The organism is Streptomyces sp. NPDC048270 (genome assembly GCF_040652335.1).
Lineage (GTDB): Bacteria > Actinomycetota > Actinomycetes > Streptomycetales > Streptomycetaceae > Streptomyces.
Genome location: NZ_JBEZLV010000053.1, coordinates 22796 through 34244 on the forward strand (window position 1 = coordinate 22796; position 11449 = coordinate 34244).

11 protein-coding genes are annotated in these 11449 nt (G+C 70.0%); 5 read left to right on the forward strand and 6 right to left on the reverse strand.

What is annotated here, in order from left to right:
- The first annotated feature begins 6 nt into the window (after positions 1-6).
- Both AB0D66_RS30570 and AB0D66_RS30575 read left to right on the forward strand, forming a co-directional pair.
- The gene (locus AB0D66_RS30570; RefSeq protein ID WP_362310478.1) at positions 7-513 is read left to right on the forward strand and encodes a flavin reductase family protein; all 507 of its coding nucleotides are present in this window, start codon (positions 7-9) and stop codon (positions 511-513) included.
- Positions 514-722: 209 nt separating this feature from the next.
- Positions 723-1256: an NUDIX hydrolase gene (locus tag AB0D66_RS30575; protein WP_362310479.1), complete on the forward strand. Its 534-nt coding sequence runs from the start codon at positions 723-725 to the stop codon at positions 1254-1256.
- On the opposite strand, the gene AB0D66_RS30580 is transcribed toward AB0D66_RS30575, so the two are convergent.
- Positions 1226-2584, reverse strand: a complete 1359-nt coding sequence (locus tag AB0D66_RS30580; protein ID WP_362310480.1) for a hypothetical protein — start codon at positions 2582-2584, stop codon at positions 1226-1228. The two genes, AB0D66_RS30575 and AB0D66_RS30580, sit on opposite strands and share 31 nt — an antisense overlap.
- 594 nt (positions 2585-3178) lie before the next feature.
- Here AB0D66_RS30580 and AB0D66_RS30585 point away from each other — a divergent pair.
- The 3 genes from AB0D66_RS30585 (at position 3179) to AB0D66_RS30595 (ending at position 5416) form a co-directional block, all read left to right on the forward strand.
- On the forward strand, positions 3179-3334 hold the full coding sequence (locus tag AB0D66_RS30585) for a hypothetical protein (RefSeq protein ID WP_157853303.1): 156 nt from the start codon (positions 3179-3181) through the stop codon (positions 3332-3334).
- 91 nt (positions 3335-3425) lie between these two features.
- Positions 3426-4637, forward strand: coding sequence for a cupin domain-containing protein (locus AB0D66_RS30590; protein ID WP_362310481.1), 1212 nt, complete (start codon positions 3426-3428; stop codon positions 4635-4637).
- Complete coding sequence (locus AB0D66_RS30595) at positions 4571-5416, forward strand: aldo/keto reductase (RefSeq protein ID WP_362310482.1); 846 nt, start codon at positions 4571-4573, stop codon at positions 5414-5416. Before AB0D66_RS30590 ends, AB0D66_RS30595 begins: the two co-directional genes overlap by 67 nt.
- Here the strand turns inward: AB0D66_RS30595 and AB0D66_RS30600 are convergent.
- The 5 genes from AB0D66_RS30600 to AB0D66_RS30620 form a co-directional block, all read right to left on the reverse strand.
- The gene (locus AB0D66_RS30600; protein WP_362310486.1) at positions 5407-6264 is read right to left on the reverse strand and encodes a hypothetical protein; all 858 of its coding nucleotides are present in this window, start codon (positions 6262-6264) and stop codon (positions 5407-5409) included. The genes AB0D66_RS30595 and AB0D66_RS30600 overlap by 10 nt on opposite strands.
- A 131-nt stretch (positions 6265-6395) precedes the next feature.
- Entirely contained in the window at positions 6396-7949 is a 1554-nt protein-coding gene (locus AB0D66_RS30605) for an acyl-CoA carboxylase subunit beta (protein WP_362310483.1), read from the reverse strand.
- Positions 7950-8052: 103 nt separating this feature from the next.
- Positions 8053-9471, reverse strand: a complete 1419-nt coding sequence (gene ahcY, locus AB0D66_RS30610; RefSeq protein WP_362310484.1) for an adenosylhomocysteinase — start codon at positions 9469-9471, stop codon at positions 8053-8055.
- A 30-nt stretch (positions 9472-9501) separates the two neighbouring features.
- A complete protein-coding gene (gene metF / locus AB0D66_RS30615; RefSeq protein ID WP_362310487.1) occupies positions 9502-10368 on the reverse strand; it encodes a methylenetetrahydrofolate reductase [NAD(P)H] in 867 nt (288 codons plus the stop codon).
- An 82-nt stretch (positions 10369-10450) separates the two neighbouring features.
- Positions 10451-11449 (reverse strand): vitamin B12 dependent-methionine synthase activation domain-containing protein (locus tag AB0D66_RS30620; protein WP_362310485.1); only part of this gene is annotated, 999 nt, incomplete at its 5' end.

Here is an 11449-nt window from a genome sequence, read left to right on the forward strand (position 1 = left end):
GCCGACATGCCGACCCCCCTGCAAGAGAAGTGGCCCGCCGTCGACGGGGCGACTTTCAAGCAAGCCATGTCCCTGCTGGCGGCGCCCCTGACCGTGGTCACCACGCGTGACGCGCAGGGGCAGCCGTGGGGGTTCACCGCCAGCGCGGTGACCTCGGTGTCGCTGGACCCGCCCCTCGTGCTGGTCGGCATCGCGCACACCTCCAGCTGTCACGAGGCGCTGACCCAGGTCCCCGAGTTCGTGATCAACGTGCTCGGGGACGAGCACCGCGACCTCGCGGGCCGCTTCGCGACCAGCGGCGTCGACCGGTTCGCCGGCGCGCCCCTGGAGGAGTGGCCGAACAGCCCCGGCCTGCCGCACGTACCGGACGCACTCGCGCTGCGCTGCGCGCTCGCGGACCGCATCACCCTGGGCGACCACGACCTGCTGGTCGGCCAGGTACTGGACGTGCGCCTGGAGGGCTCGGACCGGCCGCTCCTCTGGTACCAGCGGGCCTTCAGAACCGCCACCTGACCCCGTGCCCGCCCGGCGTGATCCGCCGGACGGGCACGGACGAACGTGAAGCCGGGCCGGGTGACCCCCGACCCGGCTTCACTGTGTTGCGGGTGCCGTGCGCCTGAAGACCGTCCCCTATTCGTCATGGTGACGTGAAATCGCCCGAACCCGGCCTCGGTTCAGCCTGGCTCTGCGATGCTGGAGGCCGATCGAGAGGGGCCGCATCGATGCAGTGGAAGATCCACGGGGAACGTCCGATCTACGAGAACAAGTGGGTGAACCTGTGGCTCACCGACATCGAGACACCGGATGGGCACCGCTGGGAACACCACGTCGTCAAGCTCCGCCACCTGGCCGTGGCTGCCGTGCTCAACGACCGCCGAGAGGTCTTGATGATGTGGCGCCACCGCTTCATCACGGACGCGTGGGCCTGGGAGCTACCCATGGGCCTGGTGGAAGCGGAGGAGACTCCCGGCGAGGCTGCCGCGCGTGAAGTCCTCGAAGAGACCGGCTGGCGTCCGGGCCCGATGAAGCCGTTGATCTACGCCGAACCGGCGAACGGCATCACGGACTCCCAGCACCACCTGTTCCGCGCGGACGGTGCGACGTACGACGGGCCGCCGACCGAGAAGAACGAGTCGGACCGGGTCGAGTGGGTCCCGCTGGCGGACATCCGGGGCATGATCGACCGCCGCGAGATCGTCAGCAGCGGCTCCCTGGTCGGCCTGCTCTACGTCCTGATGGACGAAGGGGTTCGCTGACCCGTCGGGGGAAGCATCGCTCGTAGACGTGCCTCGAAGGCGACCGCCGCCGGCACCTCGCGATAGGGCGCAAGCTGCGCGTAGAACTCGCGAAGGTGCCCGGCCACCCGCTCTGAGGACACCGCCGCGGCAGGCACGAGGGCCTCTATCGCCGTGTGGCACGCCTGGTCGAGTGTGCCCCGTTGGAGCTGCGTGCGGGCCAGCCACAAGGCATGGAACGCCCGGCCACGCTGGTTCGCCGGATCCTCCCGCGCCAGCGCATCCGCGATCAGCGGTTCCGCAATCGCAGCCTCCCCAAGACGGCCGTGCGCAATGCCGGTGTCCACGACGAGCTTCGGCTCATCGAAGTACGTCACCCATGCGGGGTCCGGGTCGCCCTCGTGAGTGCGCTCGAACTGACTGTGAGCCTCGGAGATCGCGCTATGTGTCGCCTTCCGGTCCCCCAAGGTCGCGTGCGCGAAGGCCTCGCGCATGGCCAGCATCGCCCGCACTCTCGGCGTCGCCCCGCTGGCGGCACGGGCCTGGTCCTGGGCAGCAGACACCAGTGCAAGCGCGTCCGCCGGCTTGTCCTGGTAGGTCGCTTGCAGGCTCATGCAGGCCAGCACGTTGGCCATGAACGGATGGTCGTCAATCTCTCTTGCCAGTTGCAGAGCTTCCGAGAAGTACGCGCGGGCCTGCTGGTACTGCCGGGCGTCGAAGTACGTCCAGCCCGTCAGCCGCGCCAGCTCCGCCGCGATGCCGTAGAGGCCGTTCTGTATCGGCGTCGGCCGCCGGTCCTTCAACAGCCCTTCGACGTATCGCAGCTGGCCGACGACGGCCGGTCGAAGGGTCTCCCCGCCGTGCTCGTCGTCGCGTCGCCAGTAGTCCTCGATCGAGGACCGGAGCGCCTGCAGAGTGGAAGGGCTCGGCTTGGTCCCGGCAGCCATGGCAAGGATGCTGTCCACCTCCACCCCGGGTAAGGCTGCAAGCGGCCTGAGCCCGGCAGGCGGGTGCACCGACTCCGGTAGCTCTCGCTCTGCCACGGCCAACGCGGCCGGCGTTTCCCAGTCCCTTCGGGCAAGCCCGAGCATGTGCCCCGGGATGCGCAACCCGTCGGCGATCCGCTCGATCACGTCCATGTGGAGAAGCTGGCGCCGGCCCGCGATTACCTCCCCCACCCGGCTCGGCGTCAGCTCACACTGGCGCGCGATCATCGACGGAAAGATGCCTGCGCGTGCCTTGACCAGGAAAAAGACCCTCGCGAAGTCGCGCACACGACACGCGTCGATCATCTCGGGATCGGTGAGCAGACTTGCCGGTAGTTCCTTCGTGCGACGTGACTCGGGCATCGGGCGGCACGCTCCGGAGGAAGTCTACGGATCGCTTCAACATCTCAACCGAACGTGATGCTATCCAAGTTGGGTAATCCACTGGGCCTTTCTGGCCCTTCGTCCTGATCGCGATGCTGCTGGACATGGCGAAGCGACCGAGGACGACCGCCTTGCACGATTCGGCGGGCACTCCTGACACAGAGCGAACGGCCCTCGGAAGATCCCCTGACCCGGGCATAGAGCCCCGCATCCTGATGAGCATCCGGGTATCACGGGACTCGGGCAGGACGTGGTCGCCGAGCACGCGGGTGCTGGAAGGCGACCCGTTCGACATCCTCTCCAATCCCGGCCGCTACCCCCCGTGCGAGTGCCCCCGCTGCGGCGGCACGTCGTCGTCGGCCGGTGCCCTTCGGCCGGCATCCATCACGCCGTGGGCGGTGTAGCGACCACTTCCCGACGGTGGAATCCCCTTTCCCGAGCTCGCTCGATCCGTGGCCTCGCGCCACCCGTGTCTCCTCACCGGCCCGGAAGCAGCAGGCCCGGTGAGGCGCGCCCCATCGGGGCTGGGCCGGCACCCGTCGGCCCTGGACTTCCAGGAAAACGGAGGCACACATGGCAGCACAGAAGGAAGACCTGCTGATCGGCGTCGAGAGCCTGATCAAGGTCCAGGACCGCTTCACCGCCGCGGCGGCGGAGTCCGACTCCACCGGCACCTCCGCGGGCGACGACGGCGAGAACCGCGACGGCCTCAACCTCCCGCAGGAGTAGCACCCCCAGCACACCACAGCACCAAGCGGGGGCTCGTCTTCCCGGCGGGCCCCCGACCCTCACGCCTACGCGCCGCAGACCGGAGGAACACGTGGACCACCACTTCGTCACCGCGATGGAGAAGGCCCTCGGCTGGGACGGCCCCAGGGAACTCGGAGCCGCTTTCGCCCGCGGAAGGATCGAGGATCTTGATCTGCTCGATCGTCTGCTCAACCCCAAGAAGCTGCTGGACCTCGTGATGCGCCGCAGCCTCACCACCCCCCAGTTCCGCATCTTCCAGGACGGCGCCGAACTGCACCCCGGCCGCTACATCCATCCCGCCGTCACCCGGCGTGGGCAGGCCATCCCCATGGCCGACATGCACCGGGTGGGCGCGCTGATGCGCGAGGGCTGCACCATGGTCCTGGACGAGGTCGACTTCTTCGACCCGGCCATGGAAGCCGTCTGCCGCGCGCTGCAGTGGTGGGCCCATGAGCTGGTGCAGGTGAACGCCTACCTGACCACGAAGGACGCCAGCGGCTTCAATCTCCACTGGGACGACCACGACGTCGTGATCGTCCAGCTCGCCGGCCGCAAGAGCTGGCAAGTCCGCGAGGCCTCACGCAAGGCTCCGATGTACCGCGACTCCGCCCCCAACTCCGAGCCCGGCGACGAAATCGTGTGGCAGGGGCTCATGGAGCCCGGCGACGTGATGCACATCCCCCGCGGTTACTGGCACCAGGCCACCCGGGACGACCAGGGCGACGGCTACAGCCTGCACGCCACCTTCGGCATCGTGAAGCGCGTCGGCGTGAACTGGCTGGCCTGGCTCGCCGACCAGGCCCGCACGCAGGAGCTGTTCCGGTACGACCTGGACCGCTGGAACTCCCCTGGGCAGTGGGAGGGACAGCAGCGGCTCCTGGCCGACGCGGTCGCCGGGATGACGACGAAGCTGACCCCGCAGGACTTCTTCGATGCCCGGGAGCGGGAACGCTTGGCCGCGCGGCACGTGCCGGCCACCGGTCTGTTCGGCAAGCCCACGGCCGTCGTGTGCGTCACCGACTTCGAGCCCGTGATCGAGCAGCACACCGACACCGTGGACGTCCTCGCGGCAGGCAAGAAGCTCACCTTCTCCGGCAAGGCGTACCCCGCCCTCGCCCTACTGCTGAGCGGCCACCCCGTCGACATCACCGACGCTGCCGAGGAGACCGGCCTGGACGTGGAACAGCTCGCCGAGATCCTGCTGAGGGAGGAACTGTGCACGGAGCTGACCCCCGCCTCGTCCTCGGCCTACACCGGTCTCGTCACCACCGCGACATCCTGACGGCCGCGCTCGACCTCGGCGTCACGGCTCTGGACACCGCGGCTGCCTACCTGGGCTTCCGCTCTCACTCCGTGCTGGCCGAGACTGCGGCCGATCTCCTGCCGAAGTTCACCCTCTCCACGAAGGTGGGCTTCTTCCCGGGCGCCGGAGGGGCTGAGCATTCCCTCGATCCGGTCCGGCTGCGGCTGGCCATCGAGCGAGCGGCTCGGGAACTCGGCAGGGAGCCTGACACCGTGCTCCTCCACAACCCCGAACGGAGCCTCCTGGGCATGCCCCCGGCAATGGGCCATGCCCTCCTTGGCAGCGCCTGCACCGCCCTGGTCGACGCGGCCCGCGACGGCCTGTGCCGCACCTGGGGTGTGTCTTCTTGGGACACCCGGCCGCTCGGCATGCCCCGGGTGGACGGCCTGCCGTCTCCGGACGTCCTCATGGTCCGAGCTGGGTTCCTCGTGGATATCGGCCTCCTCGACGCCACGGCCGTCCTGCGCAATGCCTGGCAGGCGGGCGAGACCTGGGGCATGAGCCCCTTCGGGGGCGGCGACGGACAGGTCTGGGAGGACTTCGACCCGCGCCCGTTCCTCCAAGCGCCCCACGATGGCTTGTCCCGCGTACAGGCAGCATTCCGTACGGCGTTCCACCTGCCGAGTGCCGCCGCGGTGGCCGTCGGCACCGACAACCCCGGTCACCTGGCCCAGTTGGTCCAAGCCCTGGGCGCGGAGGTGGACACCACCGCCGTCAGTCAGTACCTGCGGGCCCTCCATCGGCGCCGTCAGAGCTGAAGCTCGGCCACCAGGCGCTCGGACTCCTTCCGGGCCGGCGCCAGCAGCGGATCCTCCGCATGCGCGTGGGGTCCGACGATCTTCGACAGGAAGTACAGCGCCATCAGCCGGCCGTCCCGGCTCTCCAAGTCCGCACGCCGCTCCTGGCGGACGCGGTCCGCGAGTGCCGGGACGGCCAGCGCGTTGCCCCACAGCGTTGCGGCGTCCAGGCCCCGGGGCGCCATGCCCCAGTCCTCCCAGTCGATGATGGAGAATTCCGGTCCCACCACGTTGGCCCAGGTCAGATCCGCATGAGCCGGCGCCCACCGCTCGATCCGCGCATCGGCAATGCCGGGGAAGACCTCGCCGAGTGTCTGCGTCACCTGCTCCTGGGTGATCGTCACCGTGTCCGGCGTCGCGATCCGCGGCGTCTGCTGGTCCGCGAGGGCGTCCAGCGAAGCGTTCAGTGCTGCCCACCAGGTATCCGGCAGGCCCGGGTCCTCGAGCACGAGGGCGCCCTTGGCGACAGACGGCGACGCGAGCAGTTCCAGCTCATCCGCGCGCCACATCACCGGCTCGCCGGGCTCGCGCCACGCCACGCCCCGGTACCACTCGGGCATCTCGACCCCTTGCAGCACGGCGGCGGCCTCGGTCCCGTTCCAGCCCTGCGGGCCGATCCGCTCGAATCCCCGCCGCTCGATACGCACCCACGTATCCCGCTCCGTCCGGCCACCCAGGGAACGGCGCTTCCGTACCAGCGCCTGCCGGTCCAACCGCACGTGCAGGGCCCCCTCCACATGCTCCAGCACGTCTTCGACCGGCTGACTGCGCAGGTCAACTCGGGCAGCGACAGGCGGGGACACCGTCATCATGACCTCCTCGGCGAACGGATGACCGTAGCAGGAGCAGGTCCCTGACACGCCCGGATCGTCAACGCCCGGGGTACGGACTCGCACCCCTGAGGCCGCCCCCGCCCCGCCGATTCAGCCGTCCGCCTCGGCTACAGCGGCAGGTTGCCGTGCTTGCGGCTCGGGTGCGGGGTGTTCTTCGTGCGCAGCATGCGGAGGGTGGCGATGAGGCGGGAGCGGGTCTCGGTCGGGTCGATGACGTCGTCCACCAGGCCGCGTTCGGCCGCGTAGTACGGGTGCATCAGCTCCGACTGGTACTCCTTGATGCGCTGCGCCCGGGTCGCCTCGGGGTCGGCGGAGGCGGCGATCTCGCGGCGGAAGATCACGTTCGCCGCGCCCTCCGCGCCCATGACCGCGATCTCGTTCGTCGGCCAGGCCAGGGCCACGTCCGCGCCGATCGCGCTCGAGTCCATCACGATGTACGCGCCGCCGTACGCCTTGCGCAGTACCAGGCTGATCCGCGGCACCGTCGCGTTGCAGTACGCGTACAGGAGCTTCGCGCCGTGGCGGATGATCCCCTGGTGCTCCTGGTCCACGCCCGGCAGGAAGCCCGGCACGTCGATCAGGGTGACCAGCGGGATGGAGAACGCGTCGCAGAACTGGACGAACCGTGCGGCCTTCTCGGAGGCCCCGATGTCCAGGACGCCGGCCAGGTGCGAGGGCTGGTTCGCCACCACACCCACCAGCTGGCCGCCGAGGCGGGCCAGCGCGCAGACCACGTTGCGCGCCCACTGGTCGTGGACCTCGAAGTAGTCGCCGTGGTCGACGATCTCCTCGATCACCTCGCGGATGTCGTAGCCCTGGGTCGGGCGGGCCGGGACCAGGTCCAGCAGCTTGTCGTTGCGGCGGTCCGCCGGGTCGTCCAGGTCGCCGGCCGGGGCCAGCTCACGGTTGTTGGACGGCAGCAGGGACAGCAGGTGCCGGACGTCCTCCAGGCAGGCGCGCTCGTCGTCGTAGACGAACGAGGCGACGCCGGACAGCGCTCCGTGGCTGTCCGCGCCGCCCAGGTGCTCCATGGTCACGGCCTCGCCGGTGACGGCCTGGACGACGTCCGGTCCGGTGATGAACATCTGCGAGGTGCCGCGCACCATGAACACGAAGTCCGTCAGCGCCGGGGAGTACGCGGCGCCGCCGGCGCACGGGCCCAGGATCACCGAGATCTGCGGGATCACCCCGGAGTTGCGCACGTTGCGCTTGAAGATGCCGCCGTACCCGGCGAGGGCGGTCACGCCCTCCTGGATGCGGGCGCCGGCGCCGTCGCACAGGCCCACGATCGGGGCGCCGGCGGCCTCGGCGAGGTCCATCAGCTTGTGGATCTTCGCCGCGTGGGCCTCGCCGAGCGCGCCGCCGAAGATGCGGAAGTCGTGCGCGTAGGTGAAGACGGTGCGGCCGTGGACGGTGCCCCAGCCCGTCACCACACCGTCGGTGTAGGGCTTCTTGTCCTCCAGGCCGAAGCCCGTCGCACGGTGCCTGCGCAGGCCTTCGACCTCGCAGAAGGAGCCCTCGTCGAAGAGCACCTCGATGCGCTCGCGAGCGGTCAGCTTGCCCTTGGCGTGCTGCGCGGCCGTCGCCCGCTCGCCCGGTCCGGCCACGGCCAGGGCCCGTATCGCCGCGAGCTCCGTGGCGCGCTCCCGCAGACTCTCCAACTGACTCTCCTCGCCGTTGCTCCGGTGGCCCGATTCCGACGTCCCAGCATCCGGCCGGGCTCTCAAGCCCGGCTCGAACGCGGGTGTCCGCCGTGAGGGGCCGTCAGTAGCGGTAGTGGTCGGGCTTGTACGGGCCGTCGACCTTGACGCCGATGTACTCAGCCTGCTCCGGGCGCAGGGTGGTGAGCCGGACGCCGAGCGCGTCGAGGTGCAGGCGGGCGACCTTCTCGTCGAGGTGCTTGGGCAGCACGTAGACGTCGGTCGGGTACTCCTCGGGCTTGGTGAACAGCTCGATCTGGGCCAGGGTCTGGTCCGCGAAGGAGTTCGACATCACGAACGACGGGTGGCCGGTCGCGTTGCCCAGGTTCAGCAGACGCCCCTCGGACAGCACGATCAGGACCTTGCCGTCGGGGAACTTCCAGGTGTGGACCTGCGGCTTGACCTCGTCCTTGACGATGCCCTCGATCTTCGCCAGACCGGCCATGTCGATCTCGTTGTCGAAGTGGCCGATGTTGCCCACGATCGCCTGGTGCTTCATCTTGGCCATGTCCGACGCCATGATGATGTCCTTGTTGCCCGTCGTGGTGATGAAGATGTCCGCCGTCTCCACCACGTCGTCCAGGGTCGCGACCTGGTAGCCGTCCATCGCCGCCTGCAGCGCGCAGATCGGGTCGATCTCCGTGACGATGACCCGCGCGCCCTGGCCGCGCAGCGACTCCGCGGACCCCTTGCCGACGTCGCCGTAGCCGCAGACCACCGCGACCTTGCCGCCGATCAGCACGTCCGTGGCGCGGTTGATGCCGTCGATGAGCGAGTGGCGGCAGCCGTACTTATTGTCGAACTTCGACTTCGTCACGGCGTCGTTCACGTTGATCGCCGGGAAGAGGAGCTCGCCCGCCTGGTGCATCTCGTACAGGCGGTGGACACCGGTGGTGGTCTCCTCCGTCACGCCGCGGATGCCGGCGGCCAGCTTCACCCAGTCGATGGAGGTGCCGGCCAGCAGGCGCAGGACCAGGGCCATCTCCTCGTTGTCGGCGGTCGACGGGTCGGGGACCGCGCCGGCCTTCTGGTACTCGACGCCCTTGTGGACGAGGAGGGTGGCGTCACCGCCGTCGTCGAGGATCATGTTCGGGCCGTCGGCGCCGGGCCAGGTCAGCGCCTGCTCCGTGCACCACCAGTACTCCTCCAGCGTCTCGCCCTTCCAGGCGAAGACGGGGATGCCCGCGGCGGCGATCGCGGCGGCCGCGTGGTCCTGGGTGGAGTAGATGTTGCAGGAGACCCAGCGGACCTCCGCGCCGAGGGCGACCAGGGTCTCGATCAGGACGGCGGTCTGCACGGTCATGTGCAGGGAGCCGGTGATCCGCGCGCCGGCGAGCGGCTGCGCGGCGGCGTACTCGGCGCGGATCGACATCAGGCCGGGCATCTCGTGCTCGGCGAGGGTGATCTCCTTGCGGCCGAACTCCGCGAGGGCGATGTCGGCGACCTTGTAGTCGGTGAAGTCGGCAGGGGTCTGGCTGGTCATGGTGACGTACTCCGGTGGTGGATGGCGGGGCTAGGAGGTGACGCCCAGGTTCTGGTGGATCTCGAGCGTCGCGGTGGAACGGTTGAGGGTGATGTAGTGGAGGCCAGGGGCGCCTTCGGCCAGCAGGCGCTGGGCCATCGCGGTCGCGTACTCCACGCCCACCTTGTGCCCGTCGGCCGGGCTGTCCTGCACGGCCTCCAGGCGGCGGGCCAGGGCGTCGGGGAAGCGGGCGTCGCTGAGTTCGGCGAAGCGGAGGATCTGGCGCGCGTCGGTGGCGGGCATGATCTCGGGGATCACCGGGGTCAGACAGCCCACCGAGTCCAGCCGGTCGCGCAGCCGCAGGTAGTCCTCGACGTGGAAGAACATCTGCGTGATGGCGTAGTCGGCGCCCGCCCTGCACTTCTCGGCGAAGTGGCGGACGTCCTCGGTCCAGCCCGGGGAGCGCGGGTGCCGTTCGGGGAACGCGGCCACGCCCACGCTGAAGTCGCCCAGCTGCCGGATCATGCTGACCAGCTCGTGGGCGTGCGTGAAGCCCTGCGGATGCGGGGTCCAGGTGCCCTTCGGGTCGCCCGGCGGGTCGCCGCGCAGGGCGAGCACGTCGCGGATGCCCGCGTCGGCGTACTGGCCGATGATGTGGCGCAGCTCGGCACGGGAGTGCCCGACCGCCGTCAGGTGCGCGACGGGGCGCAGGGTGGTCTCGGCGGCGATCCGCTTGGTGACCTCGACGGTGCGGTCGCGGGAGGAGCCGCCGGCCCCGTAGGTGACGGAGACGAAGGAGGGGGCGAAGGCCTCGATCCGGCGGATCGCGTTCCACAGGGTGCGCTCGCCCGCTTCGGTCTTGGGCGGGAAGAACTCGAAGGAGTACGAGCGCCGGCCGCTGGCCAGGATCTCGCGCACACCGGGCCGTTCGGCCGGGCGGAGCCGGACCAGGGTGGGGCGTTCTGCGATGACGGCTGCCAAGGGATCGTTCCTTCCGGTGTCAGCGTGCGTTGAAGTACGTGGCCGCGGGGTGGTGGGTGACGATCGCGTCGGTGGACTGCTCCGGGTGGAGCTGGAACTCCTCGGACAGGTGCACGCCGATCCGCTCCGGCCGCAGGAGCTCGGCGATCTTCGCGCGGTCCTCGAGGTCGGGGCAGGCGGGGTAGCCCAGCGAGTAGCGGCAGCCCTGGTACTCGGTGCGGAACATGCCGTCCATGGAGGCCGGGTCGGATGCGGCGATGCCCAGTTCGCCGCGGACGCGGGCATGCCAGTACTCGGCGAGGGCCTCGGCCAGCTGGACGGAGAGCCCGTGCAGCTCCATGTACTCGCGGTAGGCGTCGGCGGCGAAGAGCCGGGCCGTCTCCTCCCCGATGCGGCTTCCGACGGTGACGACCTGGAGGCCGACGACGTCGGTCTCGCCGGACTCCTCGGGGCGGAAGAAGTCGGCGAGGCACAGGCGCCGGCCGCGGCGCTGGCGCGGGAAGGTGAAGCGGGTCCGCTCCCCGCCGAACTCGTCGAGGATGATCAGGTCGTCGCCCTTGGACACGCAGGGGAAGTAGCCGTGCACGACGGCCGCTTCGAGCAGTCCGTCGGTGTGCAGCCGGTCGAGCCAGCCGCGCAGCCGGGGCCGGCCGTCCGTCTCGATGGTCTCGGCGTCCTTCAGACCCCACTGGCCCTTGAACAGTGCGGTCTCGTCGAGCCAGGAGGCGTACTCCTTGAGCGGGATGCCCTTGACCACGCGGGTGCCCCAGAACGGCGGGGCGGGCACCGGATTGTCGACGGCCACGTCGGACCGGCCGCCCTCCTCGGGCTCCGCCACCAGGAACGGCGTGTCCCGCTTGGGGACGCGGCGCTGCTTCAGGGGCGGCAGCTCGACTCCGGGGACCCCGCGCTTGACCCCCATCAGGGCGTCCATCAGGCGCAGGCCTTCGAAGGCGTCGCGGGCGTAGCGGACTTCGCCTTCGTAGATCTCGTGGAGGTCTTGTTCGACGTAGGCGCG